Source organism: Candidatus Avelusimicrobium sp. (assembly GCF_051874775.1).
Taxonomy (GTDB): Bacteria; Elusimicrobiota; Elusimicrobia; order Elusimicrobiales; family Elusimicrobiaceae; genus Avelusimicrobium.
In genome coordinates this window covers 6,995-23,452 of record NZ_JBJEGE010000024.1, presented here as the reverse complement: position 1 = coordinate 23,452, position 16,458 = coordinate 6,995, and the positions used below count along the sequence as shown (strand labels likewise).

Genomic DNA, 16,458 nt, shown 5'->3' with positions numbered 1-16,458 from the left:
TTTATAAATTTTTGGAAGGTTTATCATACTTTTTTACGCCTTGATGCGCCGTGCATATACAGACTGCACCACTCCGAGGGCGAGTAAACTCGCCACTAGATTTGATCCCCCGTAGGAGATAAACGGCAGCGGAATCCCCGCCACCGGTACAATGCCGATAAGCATACCAAAGTTTACCAACATATATGTAAAGAACATTCCAAAAATGCCGGAGCATATCAGATAACCATACCGGTCGCTTGAGCTGTACGCTACTACAATAATGCGCCACAGCATCAGCAAATACAGCCCCAGTATTGAAAGCGTACCCCACAAACCGAGTTCTTCGCCCACAACAGCTAAAATAAAGTCCGTATGTCTTTCCGGCACAAAACCCAAACGAGATTGCGTCCCCGAAAAAAGCCCTTTGCCAAATACCCCGCCGGCACCCATTGCAATTTGCGCCTGAAGTACGTTGTAGCCAGCGCCTTTTGGGTCAGACTTAGGAGCCAGAAATGTTTCAATACGTTTTCGCTGATGGTATTTCATCTGATGATCTACAAAAATCCCGCCGAAAAGCCCAGCCAGCACTACTACCGTTGCCAATACAAAATAGAACGACGGCAAGAAAATACGCAGCTGCTTAAAAAACCACCACGCACCGTATCCCGCCAAAATAACCAACGCTGAAAAGCCCGCCATATACCACCCGTTATGAGCTAGTTCATAAAACGCTTTAATAAGCCAATAATCAGCCAGCTCAGGATGAAGATAGATATACGTCCACGTAATGGTAAAAAAGCCCGTCACCCCCGCAAATAGGCCGATTAACCCCAAATAAAATACGTTTACCCCCGTGCAATACAAAAGTACCAACAGCGCGGGGAACGTCACCACCACGGACGAAAAGTCCGGCTGCATCATAATCAGGCCGAACACAGGGACAAGCAGCAAGCTTAACCCGAACAGGGTGGACACGTCGCGGATACGCCGTCCGCGGCGGTCCAAAAACGCGGCGGCTACCAAAATCGTACATACGCGACAGATTTCGGACGGCTGCATTGAAAAAAACGGAAAAACAAACCACGAACGCGATCCGCGCTGGTACGATCCAAACAACAAAACGCCTACCAATAAGAGAAGAATAAACCCGTATACGGCTTTCCACTGCTCATCGTAAATCTGGTAGTTAAAACTCCACCCTGCAAAAAATGCGGCACCGCCCACAAAAAGTGCAACCAAATGCGTACGCACCACGCTGCTGGAAAGCGACAGACTGTTCACGGCAGACATTACACACAGTGCGCCCAACAGCACAAGGCCGATCATCGCCCCCAACAATAAATAATCCAGCCGGCTGCGGCCGGATGAAGCAACAAATTTAAACGCCGCCACGTGCACTCTCCTCCGGTAAAAGTTCTTTATAATCTTCGTCTGGGCGTGGTTTGGGCGCAAACGCTCCCAAGCCGAAATAAGCCTCCAGCATAGCACGCGCAATCGGTCCCGCGGCGGAGCTTCCGCCTTCGCCAAATTCCACAAATACGGCCACAGCAATAGACGGCTCCTCTCCCTCTCTGCCCGCAAATGCCATAAACCAACCGTGGTCCGGCCCGTGCGGGTTTTGGGCCGTTCCTGTTTTGCCATAAACATCGAGTCCTTTAATTTTGACACGGCGCGCCGTACCGTTATCCACAGTATATTTTAAAGCTTTAAAAAGCAAATCGTATGTTTCGGGCTTTAAATCGGCTTGTTGCAAAATCTCCGTTTTGCCTACCTGTTGCGTCTTACCCGTTTGGTTGCTGACAATTTTATCCACATAATACGGACGGTACACATTGCCACGGCTGGCCACGGCGGCCGCGAACTGCGCCATTTTTAAAGGCGTAACAAGCAGTTCTCCCTGCCCGATAGACAAATTCAGCGTGTCCCCGATAAACCAATAGGTTTTGTTACGCGCGCGTCGTGTGGGACCGTAGAGATTTCCCGCTTTTTCACCTGGCAGGTCAATCCCCGTTTGGCGGCCAAACATAAATTTGCGCTCAATACGCTCAATAGTTGCCGACCCCACCTGCGACGCCACGGTATAATAATAAACATCACAGGAATTACTCATTCCGTCAAAAAAATCAACGGGCCCGTGCGTTCCCCAGCATTTAAACACGCGCGGACCCGAATCATAATGACCGGTGCAATTCACTTTATGTTTTACATCTAGATGTCCGTCCTCAAGAGCTGCGGCCGCGGTAATAATTTTAAAAGTGGAAGCCGGCGGATAAATACCCTGTACTGCCAAATTGTATTCGTTGATTTTCTTGGAATGGGCGGGATTTTCGGCATCGCTGTACGGCACAAAGATATTCGGGTCGAAGGACGGTGCACTCGCCAAGGCAAGAACAGCGCCCGTACGCGGATCAAGCGCCACGGCCGCTCCGCGCCCCGTTTTGGATTTTTTAAGTCCTTCCTCGGCCGCGCTTTGTACCGCAAAATTAAGGGTTAAATAAACATCGCTTCCAGCGGCCCATTTTTTATCTTCAATAATGCTCTTTACGCGGCCGCGGTAGTCCACTTCCAGATACACGCCGCCGTCTGTGCCTTTGAGTTCTTTTTCAAACTTCTTTTCAATTCCGTTCTTCCCCAATTTAGAGTTTAAACGGTATCCCATTTTTAAATCGCGCGTACGCCAAGTGTGATCGTCCATACTGCCCAAATAACCGAGCAAATGGCTGGCAAAACCACCATACGGATAGCTGCGTTTGGTTTCTTCAATCAGATAAATCCCGGGATAATACAACTGCAGTTCCTGAAGAGCAACGGTACTTTTGGTAGATAAATTTTCGGCCAGCAGCGTCGCTTTCCCGCTTTTTGCACCCAAGCGGAGTTTTTCCAGCAACTGTGGGGCAGGTAAACGCAGCCGCGGGGCAAAATCGTGCGCCAACTGCTCCAGATATGCCGCATCTTGGTTCCCGCCCAAATAATACAAACTGAAAGACGGCTCGTTAGAAGCTACCGCTATGCCATCAGCCGTAAATACGCGGCCGCGCGGCGCTGTCTGATACAACACTTGCGTGCGGTTTCGTTCCGCCATTTGCAAATATGCGTTATGACGAAGCACCTGAATATCCACCAAACGAAGTGCAATCACGGCTCCGGCCGCGACGGCTAGTCCCATCATTGCTTTTAAACGCGCGTTAAAAAAAATCTTGGTAACGGCCATTTTTTACCCTATGCCTGCCGGCAGACAGCCCCCTTACCCAATACACGGCGGACTACCCAAAATACGACAGGAGACAGTGCCGCCCCCAACAACGAACCACCTAGCAAACTAAAAAATCCGGGCCACATAGAAGCGGAGGTAAACCACACCAGAAGCAAGCTGTTGAGCGCGCCGACTAAAAAAGTCAGCCCGAATACCGTAAAAATCTGCGGAAAAATACCGTCAAAATCAAACCGTTCCGCCAGCGCATACACCACACACGCGGCCACGGTAAACGTAAAAGCGTTGTTGCCGAATAATTTAGTACCGAAAAAATCTAAAAACAGCCCGCACAAAAATACCGCAGGATACCCGAACGCAGGTTTTAATACTGTACAAAACGCCACAACAAACGCCAACATAATGTTCACACTTAGGCCCCATACAGAACACATCGTCACTAAACACCAATGGCACACCGTCGCCAATACAAATAAAAAAATGAGTTTAATAAACGCCAGCATAAACGGTTATTTCCTCCCGTCCGTAATTACAAAAAGTTCTTTTACCGCCGAAGAACGCACCTGTGGGTCTACCTCCACCGTAAGTGCGGTTTGGAAACTCTCATCATTACGCACCCCGCTGACGCTGCCCACCAATATGCCGGCAGGGAAAATACTGCTGGCTGAGGACGTATACACTTTGTCTCCTTTGCGTACGTCCGCCAGCAACGGAATGTATTTCAAACGCACCGGCCGGCGTCCCCCGCCCGTTAGCAAACCTTCCTCTCCGCCGCGTTCCAGCGAAACAGCAGCCATAAAATCCTCATCGCTGATAAGCAACACTTTAGAGGTGTTTTCCGTCACTTCCGTCACTACTCCGGCCAATCCTTCCGTCCCTTCTTCCAACGATAGCACCGCACTGCGTTCTCGGATTCCGGCAGCGCTCCCCTTATCAATAATCACCGAGTTCCACTGCGAAGGTTCCCGATATGCCACTTTGGCCCATACACCCTGCCAGCGGCGGGCCGGATTTAAACGTAAAATTTCTGTCAAACGGCCGTTTTCATCTAAAACAGATTCCGCCTGTGAAGCGAGCAATTTGGTCATCTCAATTTGCTGTTTAAGTTCGCGATTTTCTCGGTGGGTATCTAAAAGTTCCCGCACCGTTTCGTTGACGTTCTGCACATACTTGGCCGTTCCGTGCGCCAAACGCACCTGCGGAATAAAAATATATGACAGTACCGCTTTAACCGAGGATACAAACCCTTCAAGCGGCAAAATCATAAGCAAAAAAGCAAGCAACAAGAACACAACAGGCAAGAGAAAGCGTCTTTTCGTCCCTGCAGCGTATTTTTTATGTTGTTTAGTTCTGTTGGGCAGCATAAAATTTAAAAATAGATTGACGGCTTGGTTTTGCTCCGATAAACAGGCCGTGTAAAACCAGTGGCCATAGACCTTCCGGCCGCACAGCCGGACGACACTTCCGCACAAACGCACGCGGACCGTAAAAAACAAAAAGCGGACACGGTCCCTTTTCAAGAACTATGTCCGCCAAATAGAATCAGCAGCCAGATTAGTAAGATTTACCGCGGGAACCGAAGAAGCGGGATCCTTTTTCGTTTAATTGTTCCAAGAACTTACCCGTACCCAACGCCACACAGCTCAGGGGATCTGCGGCGCGGTGGACGGGAATGTCCGTTTCTTTGCGGATGAGTTCGGTAATTCCTCTTAAAAGACTGCCGCCGCCGGCCACCACAAGACCTCGGTCCACGAGGTCCGCGGCCAATTCGGGCGGAGTTTCCTCCAAAGTGCTTTTGATAACGTCTATAATCAAACGCACAGGCTCCATCAGCGCCTGACGGATTTCTTCCGAAGTTACCGTCAGTGTGCGGGGCAGACCTTGCGTCTGATCGCGTCCTTTCACTTCCATAGATTTTTCTTCTTTCAAGGGGTAAACGGAACCCAAGTTAATCTTGACTTCTTCGGCGGTCGTTTCACCGATAATCAGATTGTATTTCTTGCGGAAATACTGCACGATACACTCGGTCAGCTCGTCACCGGCCACATCAATAGACTTCGCCACAACCATCCCGCCCAGCGAGATGACTGCCACTTCCGTCGTGCCGCCGCCAATATCTACAATCATACTAGCGTGCGGTTCCGCAATCGGTAAATCCGCGCCCATAGCCGAAGCCATAGGCTCTTCGATTAAATATACTTCCCGTGCACCGGCCTGACGCGCAGCGTCATCCACCGCACGGCGTTCCACGCCGGTAATATCCGAAGGGATGCCAATGACTATCCGAGGACGTAACAGACTGCTTCGGCTGTGTACTTTACGGATAAAGTAACGAATCATTTCCTGTGTTACTTCAAAATCCGCGATAACGCCATTTTTCATCGGGCGAACGGCCACGATGTTAGCAGGAGTACGGCCCAACATCTGTTTAGCTTTGACTCCCACAGCTTTGACTTCGCCGGTCTCTCTTTCCACCGCAACCACCGAAGGTTCGCGCAGAACGATGCCTTTGTCTTTGACGTAGATAAGGCAGTTGGCCGTGCCAAGATCCATACCCAAGTCGGAAGAAAACAGGCCTCCGAGATAGTCTATTACCATTTCAGTCCCCTATATTAGTCAACCAATTTAACGATGGCTACTTCAGCATTGTCCCCCTGACGCACGCCCGCGCGGTAAATGCGGCAGAAGCCGCCGGCGCGGTTAGCGTAACGGGTGGCTAACACTTCAAACAATTTTTTAACGGCGGCCGCGTCTTTCACCGTATCTTTAGCGGCGCGTTCGTTATTGGCTTTGGCCAAGGTAATAAGGCCTTCCACCACGCGTCTTACTTCTTTGGCTTTGGGCAGCGTGGTCTTCACTTCTTCGTGAAGAATAATACTGGTGGCCATATTGTTCAGCATAGCTTTGCGATGGGACGCAGTCTTGCCAAGTTTTCTGTATCCGGTATTTTTAATCATACTCTAAAACTACTCCTGTAAGGGGGCAATGCCCTTAAAATTTCATACCGAGGGAAAGATTCATCTCGGCAAGTCTTTCTTTAATTTCATCCATCGATTTGGCACCGAAATTTTTGATCATTTTCAAATCATCTTCGGTCATTTTTACCAAATCTCGCACCGTATTGACGTTCTCCGACTTTAAGCAATTGATGGAGCGGGAGGACAGCTCGATAAACTCAATGGACTGATTCAAAAGCTCCTCTTGTTTAGCGTTGGCACCGCCGGTTTGTGCGGAGGCCGCGGAAGAAATAGGTTCTTCTGGCACTTCGTCACTCGTGGTAGCAACGCAATCCTCTTCGCCTTCAATCGTAAAAATATGGAGCGAGTTGGAAAGCAACACAGCAGCGCGGTGCAACGCACGGGCGGGAGCCAGCGTGCCGTCGGTGGTGATTTCCAAAATCAAGCGGTCGTAGTCCGTTTTCTGGCCGACGCGCGCAGGTTCCACGTCATAGTGCACCTTCACGATCGGGGAAAACAGCGCATCTACCGGAATAAATCCGGCCGGACGCTGAACTTTGGCCTGTTCTTCGGCGGGGCCGTAACCCTTGCCGCGGGAAATTTCAATCTCCATTTCCAAGCTGCCGCCCACTTCGAGCGTAGCCAGTTCCAGGTCTTTATTGACAATTTCCACACCGTCGACTTCTTCAATATCCGCAGCGGTAATTACGCCGGGTTTATCGGCGTGCAGCTGCAGATATTCGCGGGTTTTGCTTTCCATTTTCACACGAAGGTTTTTCAGGTTAAGCAAAATGTTGATCACGTCTTCCCGAACGTTGGGAATAGTACTAAATTCGTGCACGGCCCCCGCGATTCTGACTGCGGTAACGGCAGCACCGTCCATACCGGACAGCAAAATCCGGCGCAAGGAATTTCCCACCGTATGACCATAACCGCTTTCGTACGGTTCGGCAATAAATTTGCCGTAAAAGTCGGACGCGGTTTTTTCTTCCAGTTGAATCGCTTGGGGAAGTTTAATCTCTGTTAAAGCCATTATAAGCCTCCAAAACTATTTAGAATAGTATTCGACGATGAGCTGCTCGTTGACAGGGTAGGACATTTCCGCTCTGTCGGGCCATCTTAAGAGTTTTCCGGTCATCTTTTCCGCGTCATATTCCAAAAAGCTGGGGCGTTGGTTGCGTTTTTCGGCTTCCGTAAGACCCTGTTTGACTTGGACGTTTTCCGCCAAAGATTTTTTCAGAGTTACTTTATCGCCCAAACGAAGCTGGTAGGAAGGAACATTGACGGCTTTGCCGTTGACCGTTACATATCCGTGCAAAACAATTTGGCGGGCCGCTTTCAAAGACACCGCAAAACCAAGGCGGCGCACGATGTTATCCAAGCGGGTTTCCAATTTACGCAAGAAGTTTTCACCCGTCTGACCTTCGGCTCTGGCTGCAGAGTCAAACATATTGCGGAACGGAATTTCCGACATACCAGACTGTAATTTGGCTTTCTGTTTTTCCTGCAAGCGGATGCCATATTCGGACACTTTGGCTTTTCTGACTTTGCCGCCGCGTTTGGTAACAGCAGCCAACTTGTCAATGACACAGTTGGTATAGCACTTGGTTCCTTTTAAGAAAAGTTTGCAATCTAATTTTCTGCATTTTTTGCAGCTGGGTCCTGTATATCTAGACATAAATCTTATACTCTCCTGGCTTTAGGCGGTCTGCATCCGTTGTGGGGGATGGGGGTGATGTCTTTAATGGAAGACACGGTAAGTCCGGCTTGCTGTACGGCTCTGACGGCCGTTTCGCGGCCCTGACCGGGTCCGCAGACCTTTACGGCCACTTCGCGCATACCCATTGCCACGGCTTTTTCGGCCGCTTTGTTGCTGGTAATCTGCGCGGCGAACGGGGTGCTTTTCTTGGTGCCTTTAAAGCCGTGAGAACCGGCCGTGGACCAAGCAACCGTGTTGCCTTTGTCGTCCGACACTGTTACAATAGTGTTGTTGAACGAGCAGTAAATGTGCACCACGCCAAAAACGGGCGCTTTTGAATTTTTCTTTTTGCCTTTCGCCGCGGGCGTTTGGGCCGGCGCGGTCGTTGTCACTTTTTCTTCTGCCATATAGTTAAATTCCTTCTAAAATTTATTTGGTTTTGGAACCCACGGTTTTTCTTCTGCCGCGGCGGGTTCTGCTGTTGGTTTTGGTGCGCTGGCCGCGGACCGGCAGGTTGCGGCGGTGACGCTGCCCTTTGTAAGAACCAATTTCAATGGCACGGTGAATATTCTGCGCCACTTCGCGGCGAAGTTCGCCTTCCACTTTGTATTCTTTTTGCAAAAGAGTATTAAGCAAACCGGCTTGTTGTTCGGTCAAATCTTTGACGCGGGTGGCGGGGTCAATCTGCCCTTCCAGTTTGGCAAGCACTTCTTTCGCATTTTTCTTGCCGATGCCATAAATGTATTCCAACGCGACATCTATTCTTTTATTTTTCGGTAAATCAATACCTGCGACTCTAGCCATATCTTATAAAACTCCTGTAAATTAACCTTGGCGTTGTTTGTGTTTCGCGACTTCGCAAACCACGCGTACTACGCCGTTGCGTTTAATGATTTTGCATTTTTGACATATCTTTTTAACACTGGCTCTAACTTTCATTTATTTCTCCCTATAAGTTATTCTGCCGCGGGTCAAATCGTAAGGGGAAAGTTCCAATCTTACTTTATCGCCCGGAAGAATTCTTATATGATGAACTCTCATTTTGCCGGATATGTGCCCCAGAATTACTTTCCCGCCCGCGATTTCTATCTTAAACATTGCATTGGGCAGGGCTTCCAAGACTTTACCTTCAATTTCGATTTTATCGCTCATACAACTCCGAGTTCGGATTAAATCACAGAACAAACACCCTCTGCGTCTATCCTTCCAACGCGCGGGGTATCTTATTCAAAGGCAGTAAAAATTTCGCTGCCGTTAGCCGTTACGGCCACCGTATGTTCGAAATGCGCGGCGTAACTGCCGTCACGCGTGACTACGGTCCAACCGTCATCCAGCTCCCTGACTCTATAACTTCCCGCAGTAAGCATAGGCTCAATCGCAAGCACCATCCCCGCTTCTAAAACGGGGCCGGTCCCAGGCGTGCCGAAATTCGGAATACTGGGTTCCTCGTGCATATTGCGTCCGATGCCGTGCCCGCAATAATCGCGCACGACGCCTACGTTATGCAGCTTGGCAAAAGCTTCCACCGCGTGCTGCACGTCGCCAAGACGTTTGCCCGGTTTGACTTGCCCGATTGCCTTATATAAAGACTTCTTGGTTACATCCATCAGTCTTTGGGCTTCGTCGGAAACTTTTCCCACGCCGAGGGTGACAGCGGCGTCTGAACAGAAGCCGTCAAGGCGGGCCCCTGTATCGATACTGATAATATCACCACTCTTTAATATTCTAGCTTTTTTTGGGATTCCGTGCACAACTTCTTCATTTACCGACGCACAAATACTACCCGGAAACCCGTAATACCCCAGAAAAAGCGGAGTCGCCCCAAAGGAACGAATCGTTTTTTCCGCGGCAGAATCCAACTCCAGCGTGGAAATGCCGGGACGTACCATTTCGGTCATCAGTTTGAGGACCGCCGCAGTAACTTTTCCGGCTGCACGCATCCGTTGGAGTTCTTGTTCGTTTTTTACTTCAATCATTTTACCTTCTCAAGGACTTTTGAAATGTCCTCAAAAACTTGTTCGGGGCTTTGATTCCCGTTGACTTCCACATACTTGCCGCTATTTTGATAATAATTCTTTACCGGCAACGTATCGTGGTGATACACCTCTAAACGGTGTTTAACGCGTTCGGGCGTATCATCCGCACGGGAATAGAGTTCCCCTCCGCACGCCGGACAGGCAGTCAGCGGCGCATTCAAATCTACGTGTAAAATCGCTCCGCACTTTTTGCATTGGCGGCGCGAAGAAATGCGGCTGACGACTTCGCTTTCCGGCAAATCAATCATTACGACTTCGGTAATTTCGCGGTTTAAGCGTTTCATCATAGCGTCCAACGCTTCGGCCTGCGCAACGGTGCGCGGGAAACCGTCGAAAATGATGCCTTTATCTGTCGCACTGACGATTTTTTCCAACATGGAAACCATCAGTTCATCGGGCACCAGGTTACCGTCGTTGATAATGGCGGCAATCTTTTTGCCTAACTCCGAACCGGAAGCGATTTCCGCCCGGAGAACATCCCCCGTGGAGATGTGGTACAAATCAAACTTCTGCTGCAATTTGGCCGACTGGGTGCCTTTTCCAGCCCCCGGGCAGCCCATTAAAACAATGTTCACTTCTGTAAACCTACCTTTCAAAATACAAACAACTTTGCGTTTGACCCCCGTAAGATTCAAACGCAAAATAATTTGTGCAAATTGTCAAAAATCTTTAAGTTTAAGGAAAACTAATTTATCACAGTAGAAATAATTTTCTAGGATTTTGTGGGGATTTCTAGGCGCAGGTTTCCGAAGCATACTTATTTGCTATGCGAGGAAAACTGCAACAACGAAATCCCCCAAAATCCGTAAAAATTACTGTCCGACGTTGAACCAGCGGCCTTTAATCCGTTTGGAGCCTTTCATCAAAGGCTCATAATTGCGGGCCAACAGGTGCGCCTGTACTTGGCCAACGGTATCCAACGCAACACCCACGACGATCAGCAAAGCCGTACCGCCGAAGTAAAAGTCTACGTTGAACTGCGCGCGGAAGAAGTCCGGCAGGACCGCGATTAAACAGACAAAAATCGCACCGCAGAACGTCAAACGGTTCATTACCCACTCAATATAATTTTTTGTGGGTTCGCCGGGACGAATACCGGGGATAAAACCACCCCATTTCTTCATATTATCCGCCAAATCGGACGGGTTAATCGTCATTGAATTGTAGAAATAACAGAAGAAAATAATCAGGGCCGAGAACAGCAACATATAAAGAATGCTGCTATGATTCATAGACTCCAACAGTTTCTGCGCCCAAGGGGCTTCTTGATTGAAGCTGGCAATCGTCAGCGGAAGGGAAATAACGGATGAAGCAAAGATTACCGCAATTACACCGCTCTGGTCAATCTTAAGCGGCAAATAGCTAACCTGCCCGCCGTAGGTTTTATTCCCCACTTGACGTTTGGCGTATTGTACCGGAATTTGGCGCTGCGCCGTTTCCAACCACACCACTAAAGCCGTAATAACAAGCGCTGCGCCGAAGATAACAAGCGCCATAAAGAAATCCATCTCGTCTGTCTGTACGCGTTTAATCACTTCCATAATCGCGCTGGGCAAGCGGTCCACAATACCGGCAAAAATGATGAGCGAAATACCATTACCCACCCCTTTTTCCGTAATCTGTTCACCGAGCCACATCACAAACATCGTGCCGGCGGCCAACGTCACCACCGTGGTAACAAAAAACATAAACGACGGGTTTACCACCGCAGAAACGCCGCCCGCGCCTTCAATGCGCGTAATCGCGAACGTCATCATCGAGCCTTGCAGCAATGCCAAGAACAGTGCAAAAATACGGGTGATCTGGTTTTCTTTTCTTCTGCCGGATTCCCCTTCTTTATGCATACGGTCCAACGCAGGGAAAATATGGGCACCGCGCACTAACCCCATAATGATGGAAGCGTTAATGTACGGCATAATACCCAAGGCCAAAATCGAAAATCTGCCCAGTGCACCGCCCGAAAAGATATTCATGAATCCCAGAATACCGTTTTGATGCGCGGCAAACATTTGCTTTAAGACTTCCGTATTAATGCCGGGTATTGGGATTGCGGCCGCAATCCGGAAAACAGCCAACGCCCCGATCAAGAAGAGCAATCTCTTCTTGAGTTCGGGGGCGTTAAAGATATTTGCAACTGTGTTGTTAGCCATTATTTGGTCTTCTGTTCAAGCACGGTTACGGTGCCGCCGGCTTTTTCAATCGCCGCTTTGGCAGTGGCAGAAAAACCGTGGGCAGACACTTTCAAAGCTTTGGTCAAAGATCCGTTAGCCAACACTTTGACGCGGGTAACATCGTGGATGATACCGGCTTTTTTCAAAGCTTCGGGAGTTACTTCCGCACCGGCCGCAAAAGTTTTTTCCAACGAGCCGACGTTAACGTAGTCAAAACGTCTGGCAAAATCTTTATTGGAAAAACCGCTTTTCGGCGTGTGGCGGATTAAGGGCATCTGGCCGCCTTCTTTGCTTTCTTTGCGGGAGTTACCGGAGCGGGAAGTCTGCCCTTTCATACCTTTGGTGCAGTAGTTACCCAAACCGGAACCCGGGCCAAGACCCAAGCGTCTTTTTTCTTTTCTGGACCCGTGTTTAGGGAAAAGTTTATTTAAAGTTACCATTTTTTATCTCTCCACAAAACTATTCGGCCTTGGCGGGTTCGGCTTTCGCTTCCGCCTTAGGGGCTTCGGCCGCAGGAGCGGCTTTGCCGCGCATAACGTTCACGGCTTCTTTGGCTTTCAGCTGTTTGAAAGCTTCCATCGTGGCGTAAACCAAGTTGCAGGGATTGCTGCTTCCCAAGCTTTTGGCCAATACGTCTTTGATCCCCGCAGCTTCAAACAAGAGGCGCGCACCGGAGCCGGCGATTACACCGGTACCGGGGGCGGCGGGTTTCATCCATACGGAAGCGGCGCCAAATTTGCCGATGACTTCGTGCGGAATAGTTTCGCCCACGATCGGGAACGTGATCATATGTTTGCGAGCGTGAGATTCAGCTTTGGCGATAGCCAGCTGAACCTGATTTGCCTTGCCAATAGCAACGCCCACTTTGCCCATACCGTTACCGACTACAACAAGCGCGCGGAAGCCAAAGCGTTTACCGCCTTTGACCACCTTGGCCGTTCTGGCTACGTGGATAACCGTGGTTTTGCCTTCAGCCGCCGGTCTTGCTTTTTGAAACTCGGCTCTTTTGCCTTTCGCTTCTTTTCTGTTATCGCTTTTTACTAGCGTTTCATTGGACATTAAATTCACCTGTGACCTTAGAATTTCAATCCTGCTTCTCTGGCGGAATCCGCAAGCGCTTTGATTCTGCCGTGGTAGACGCGTCCGCCGCGGTCAAACATCACTTCGCTGATGCCTTTTTCGAGCGCTTTCTTGGCAATCGCAGCGCCCAAAGCTTTAGCGGCTTCGATGCTCTTGGCGGAAGCTTCAAATTTGCCTTCAAATTCTTTGGACAACGTAGTCGCAGACACTAACGTGCTGTGCGTGTTGTCATCAACAATTTGGGCATAAATATATTTCAAGCTTCTGTAGACGGACAGTCTCGGACGGTGTGCACCGTTTTTCAAAAGGTGCCCGCGGCTGCGGTCTTTTCTGAACTGATATCTTTCTTGTTTAGTGGCCATAATTATTTGCCTCCCGCCGCAGTTTTACCGGCTTTGCGAACAATATGTTCGCCCTGGTATTTAATACCGCTGCCTTTGTAGGGTTCCGGAGGTCTGATTCTTCTGATTTTGGCCGCGAAATCGCCCACTTTGAACTTATCGCTGCCTTTAATCGTTACCCAGCCGGATTTCGGATCCACCGTGACCGTAAGGCCCGCGGGGATATCCAAATTCACGGGATGGGAGAAACCGAGTTCCAGGTTCAGTTTGGTGCCGGCCACGTTGGCGCGGTAACCCAAACCGTTGATTTCCAACACTTTGGAAAAACCGTTTGTCACGCCTTCAATAATGTTGAAAACATTGGCGCGGGTCGTTCCGTGCAAAGCGTTGAGTTCTTTGATCCGGTTTTCAGCGACGGAGAAGGTCAACACACCGTCTTTAAGTTCGGGCGTAATGCCTTCCGGAATAGAGTAAGACAAAGTGCCAAGCGCGCCCGTGGCGGTAATGACGCTGTCTTTGATTTCCACTTTGGTTTTGGCGGGAACGTTGATAATCTTTTTACCGATTCTGCTCATATTCCCCCCTTACCAGACCTGACACAAGAGTTCGCCGCCGATTTTTTCGGCTTTGGCTTGCGCGTCGGTCATTAAACCTTTAGATGTGGAAAGAATGGTAATGCCGAAGGCACCGCGCACTTTCGGAATGTTGTTATAGGCGCTGTAAACGCGGGACCCTGGTTTGGAAATACGTTTCAAACCTTGGATGACGCATTCGTTTTCGGGCGTATATTTCAAAAACACTCTTACCACGCCGCCTTTGGTTTCGTTATGGACGGCTTTGAAATTGGCAATGTAACCTTCTTCTTTCAGTACGCGCGCAATTTCGGTTTTGATTTTAGAAAAAGGAATATCCACTTTTTCTTTTTTCTTCATATTGGCGTTTCTTATTCTGGTTAAGAAATCTGCAATTGGATCCATATATATAGGCAACCTCTCCAAACCACTTTCCGTTTAACGGAGTTGGCCCGAAAAAGGTACCTCCTCCTGTAAATTACCAGCTCGATTTTCTAAGACCAGGGATGAGACCCTGATGTGCCATTTTTCTAAGGCAGATACGGCAGAGGCCGAAGTCGCGGTAGTAACCTCTCGCGCGCCCACAGATTTGGCATCTGTTGTGATAGCGCACGGCGAACTTTTGATCCTTCGCCATTTTTGCAACCCAAGCTTTAGTAGCCATAAAGTTTTCTAACTCCTATTATTTGGCCGATTTGCGGAACGGCATACCCATATAATTCATAAGCATACGACCGCTTTCGTCGTTTTCGGCGGTGGTAACGAACGTAATGTTCATACCGTGGGCTTTGGGAGATTTTTCAACATCAATTTCCGGAAAAATATAATGTTCTTTAATACCCAAGTTCAAGTTGCCTTTGCCGTCAAAGCTGGCGTTAAAGCCCTGAAAGTCGCGAATGCGCGGGCAGGCGATGCAGATGAAGCGTTCCATAAACTCATACATTCTGGCACCGCGCAGTGTCACGCGCACGCCAATCGGCATACCTTCTCTAAGTTTGAAGTTAGAGATGGATTTTTTAGCGCGGCGCACTTGGGCAGCCTGACCGGCGATGGCGGTCAAATCTTCTTTGGCCGTTTCCAACGCTTTGATGTCTTCGCGGGCTTCTTTCACACCGATATTGATGACAATTTTCGTCATTTTCGGCACAGCCATCGGGCTTTTAACATTCATATCTTTAAGCAAGGCCGGAAGCACTTTTTCTCTGTAAAGAGCCTGCAGTTTCGGCATATAGCCGGCGGGCACTTTCGTTTCGTTTTTAGTTTCTTTTTTAGTCATTTTAACGGTACCTGATTAAATGATCGGCTCGTTGCATTTGCGGCAGACGCGCGTTTTGGTGCCGTCGGCCGAGATTTGCACTTTGGGCGTCATCGCTTTTTTGCATTTGCTGCAGACTACCGCTACGTTGGATGCGTCCAACGCGGCTTCCATCTGTATAATGCCGCCCTGCTTGTTTTGGGAAGGCTTCACGTGTTTGGAAATCATATTCACGCCCGTTACCACTACTTTGTTTTTAGACGGGTTGATGGATTTCACTTCGCCTTTCTTGCCTTTGTCCTTGCCGGACAACACTAAAACGGTGTCTTTTTTCTTAATGTTCATACTATACCACCTCAGGAGCCAAGGAAATGATTTTCAAGAAATTCTTTTCGCGCAGCTCTCTGGCAATCGGGCCGAATACACGGGTGCCTTTGGGTTCTCCGTTATCGTTGATGATGCAAACAGCATTGTCATCAAAACGAATATAGGAACCGTCTTTTCTTCTTTTTTCGCGGGCCACACGCACAACTACCGCACGGACCACGTCGCCTTTTTTAATGGCGGAGGTAGGGATCGCGTCTCTAACAGAGCACATAATAACATCTCCCAAAGTCGCGATATCCCGATGGTGGCCGCCGCGCACTTTAAAGCACTGCACTTTACGCGCGCCGGAATTGTCGGCCACATTAACGATGCTTCTTAATTGAATCATACTTTAGTAACTCCGTAGTTTTTAAAAACTAAGCTCTGGCTTTTTCCACGATTTTGGAAATGCGCCATTTCGTCGTTTTGGAAACGGGACGGGTGCTCATAATTTCCACTTTGTCGCCAATTTTAGTTTCGTTGGCTTCGTCGTGAGCGTGGAATTTGGCCGCTCTTTTGAGCGTTTTGCCATAGCGTTCATCGTGAACTAAGCGTTCCACTTTAACGGTGCGGGTTTTGTCCATTTTATCGGACACCACTACGCCGCTCAGAACTTTTCTTTTGGCACGGGTTTCTTGATTTTCCATTTTTCAAACCTCTATTTTTGCTCTTTCTTCTGGTTGATTAGCGTTTGCAAAAGAGCAATTTCGCGTCTTACAGCTCTGATTTCCATCGGGTTGGCGATGGGGGTGGTGCTGTGTTTGAAAAGAAGATTAAATTTCTTTTCC

General features: G+C 49.0%; 26 protein-coding genes. All 26 read right to left on the bottom strand.

The genetic code is table 11. From position 1 onward, the window contains the following. Positions 1–33 precede the first annotated feature (33 nt). A complete protein-coding gene (locus ACI351_RS04765) occupies positions 34–1,374 on the bottom strand; it encodes an FtsW/RodA/SpoVE family cell cycle protein (protein ID WP_439734100.1) in 1,341 nt (446 codons plus the stop codon). Beyond that, positions 1,361–3,193 (bottom strand): penicillin-binding protein 2, encoded by a 1,833-nt coding sequence (mrdA, locus tag ACI351_RS04760; protein ID WP_439734099.1) that lies wholly within the window; start codon positions 3,191–3,193, stop codon positions 1,361–1,363. The genes ACI351_RS04765 and mrdA overlap by 14 nt, the downstream gene beginning before the upstream one ends. A gap of 8 nt (positions 3,194–3,201) precedes the next feature. Then, on the bottom strand, positions 3,202–3,696 hold the full coding sequence (gene mreD / locus ACI351_RS04755) for a rod shape-determining protein MreD (RefSeq protein ID WP_439734098.1): 495 nt from the start codon (positions 3,694–3,696) through the stop codon (positions 3,202–3,204). A gap of 6 nt (positions 3,697–3,702) precedes the next feature. Next, complete coding sequence (gene mreC, locus ACI351_RS04750; RefSeq protein WP_439734097.1) at positions 3,703–4,557, bottom strand: rod shape-determining protein MreC; 855 nt, start codon at positions 4,555–4,557, stop codon at positions 3,703–3,705. A gap of 190 nt (positions 4,558–4,747) precedes the next feature. Then, positions 4,748–5,791 (bottom strand): rod shape-determining protein, encoded by a 1,044-nt coding sequence (locus ACI351_RS04745; protein WP_439734096.1) that lies wholly within the window; start codon positions 5,789–5,791, stop codon positions 4,748–4,750. Positions 5,792–5,805: 14 nt separating this feature from the next. After that, positions 5,806–6,150 (bottom strand): 50S ribosomal protein L17, encoded by a 345-nt coding sequence (gene rplQ / locus ACI351_RS04740; protein WP_439734095.1) that lies wholly within the window; start codon positions 6,148–6,150, stop codon positions 5,806–5,808. Positions 6,151–6,184: 34 nt separating this feature from the next. Beyond that, positions 6,185–7,183, bottom strand: coding sequence for a DNA-directed RNA polymerase subunit alpha (locus tag ACI351_RS04735; protein ID WP_439734094.1), 999 nt, complete (start codon positions 7,181–7,183; stop codon positions 6,185–6,187). 15 nt (positions 7,184–7,198) lie between these two features. After that, positions 7,199–7,828: a 30S ribosomal protein S4 gene (rpsD, locus tag ACI351_RS04730; protein WP_439734093.1), complete on the bottom strand. Its 630-nt coding sequence runs from the start codon at positions 7,826–7,828 to the stop codon at positions 7,199–7,201. A 5-nt stretch (positions 7,829–7,833) separates the two neighbouring features. Continuing rightward, positions 7,834–8,256, bottom strand: coding sequence for a 30S ribosomal protein S11 (gene rpsK, locus ACI351_RS04725; RefSeq protein ID WP_439734092.1), 423 nt, complete (start codon positions 8,254–8,256; stop codon positions 7,834–7,836). 22 nt (positions 8,257–8,278) lie between these two features. After that, entirely contained in the window at positions 8,279–8,653 is a 375-nt protein-coding gene (gene rpsM / locus ACI351_RS04720) for a 30S ribosomal protein S13 (RefSeq protein WP_439727017.1), read from the bottom strand. A 21-nt stretch (positions 8,654–8,674) separates the two neighbouring features. Next, complete coding sequence (gene rpmJ, locus ACI351_RS04715) at positions 8,675–8,788, bottom strand: 50S ribosomal protein L36 (RefSeq protein ID WP_177746066.1); 114 nt, start codon at positions 8,786–8,788, stop codon at positions 8,675–8,677. Beyond that, a complete protein-coding gene (infA, locus tag ACI351_RS04710) occupies positions 8,789–9,001 on the bottom strand; it encodes a translation initiation factor IF-1 (protein ID WP_439734091.1) in 213 nt (70 codons plus the stop codon). Between the two features lie 71 nt (positions 9,002–9,072). Further along, entirely contained in the window at positions 9,073–9,825 is a 753-nt protein-coding gene (map, locus tag ACI351_RS04705; protein ID WP_439734090.1) for a type I methionyl aminopeptidase, read from the bottom strand. Beyond that, positions 9,822–10,460 (bottom strand): adenylate kinase, encoded by a 639-nt coding sequence (locus ACI351_RS04700; protein ID WP_439734089.1) that lies wholly within the window; start codon positions 10,458–10,460, stop codon positions 9,822–9,824. Before ACI351_RS04700 ends, map begins: the two co-directional genes overlap by 4 nt. A gap of 237 nt (positions 10,461–10,697) precedes the next feature. Continuing rightward, positions 10,698–12,035 (bottom strand): preprotein translocase subunit SecY, encoded by a 1,338-nt coding sequence (gene secY, locus ACI351_RS04695; RefSeq protein ID WP_439734088.1) that lies wholly within the window; start codon positions 12,033–12,035, stop codon positions 10,698–10,700. Next, positions 12,035–12,496 carry a 50S ribosomal protein L15 gene (rplO, locus tag ACI351_RS04690; protein WP_439734087.1) on the bottom strand — a complete coding sequence of 154 codons (462 nt, stop codon included), beginning with the start codon at positions 12,494–12,496 and terminating at the stop codon, positions 12,035–12,037. The genes secY and rplO overlap by 1 nt, the downstream gene beginning before the upstream one ends. A 19-nt stretch (positions 12,497–12,515) precedes the next feature. After that, positions 12,516–13,115, bottom strand: a complete 600-nt coding sequence (rpsE, locus tag ACI351_RS04685) for a 30S ribosomal protein S5 (RefSeq protein WP_439734086.1) — start codon at positions 13,113–13,115, stop codon at positions 12,516–12,518. A 17-nt stretch (positions 13,116–13,132) separates the two neighbouring features. Continuing rightward, entirely contained in the window at positions 13,133–13,498 is a 366-nt protein-coding gene (gene rplR, locus ACI351_RS04680) for a 50S ribosomal protein L18 (protein ID WP_439727011.1), read from the bottom strand. Positions 13,499–13,500: 2 nt separating this feature from the next. After that, entirely contained in the window at positions 13,501–14,052 is a 552-nt protein-coding gene (rplF, locus tag ACI351_RS04675) for a 50S ribosomal protein L6 (RefSeq protein WP_439734085.1), read from the bottom strand. A 9-nt stretch (positions 14,053–14,061) separates the two neighbouring features. Next, positions 14,062–14,454, bottom strand: a complete 393-nt coding sequence (gene rpsH, locus ACI351_RS04670; protein ID WP_439727009.1) for a 30S ribosomal protein S8 — start codon at positions 14,452–14,454, stop codon at positions 14,062–14,064. A gap of 73 nt (positions 14,455–14,527) precedes the next feature. Beyond that, on the bottom strand, positions 14,528–14,713 hold the full coding sequence (locus tag ACI351_RS04665) for a type Z 30S ribosomal protein S14 (protein ID WP_087289315.1): 186 nt from the start codon (positions 14,711–14,713) through the stop codon (positions 14,528–14,530). 18 nt (positions 14,714–14,731) lie between these two features. Continuing rightward, positions 14,732–15,277: a 50S ribosomal protein L5 gene (gene rplE / locus ACI351_RS04660; protein ID WP_439734128.1), complete on the bottom strand. Its 546-nt coding sequence runs from the start codon at positions 15,275–15,277 to the stop codon at positions 14,732–14,734. 63 nt (positions 15,278–15,340) lie between these two features. Then, a complete protein-coding gene (gene rplX, locus ACI351_RS04655; RefSeq protein WP_439734084.1) occupies positions 15,341–15,649 on the bottom strand; it encodes a 50S ribosomal protein L24 in 309 nt (102 codons plus the stop codon). Position 15,650: 1 nt separating this feature from the next. After that, complete coding sequence (gene rplN / locus ACI351_RS04650) at positions 15,651–16,019, bottom strand: 50S ribosomal protein L14 (RefSeq protein ID WP_428048667.1); 369 nt, start codon at positions 16,017–16,019, stop codon at positions 15,651–15,653. A gap of 28 nt (positions 16,020–16,047) precedes the next feature. Further along, complete coding sequence (gene rpsQ / locus ACI351_RS04645) at positions 16,048–16,317, bottom strand: 30S ribosomal protein S17 (protein ID WP_439727006.1); 270 nt, start codon at positions 16,315–16,317, stop codon at positions 16,048–16,050. A gap of 11 nt (positions 16,318–16,328) precedes the next feature. Next, positions 16,329–16,458, bottom strand: a 130-nt coding sequence (rpmC, locus tag ACI351_RS04640) for a 50S ribosomal protein L29 (RefSeq protein WP_439734127.1), incomplete at its 5' end; no start/stop codon positions are given.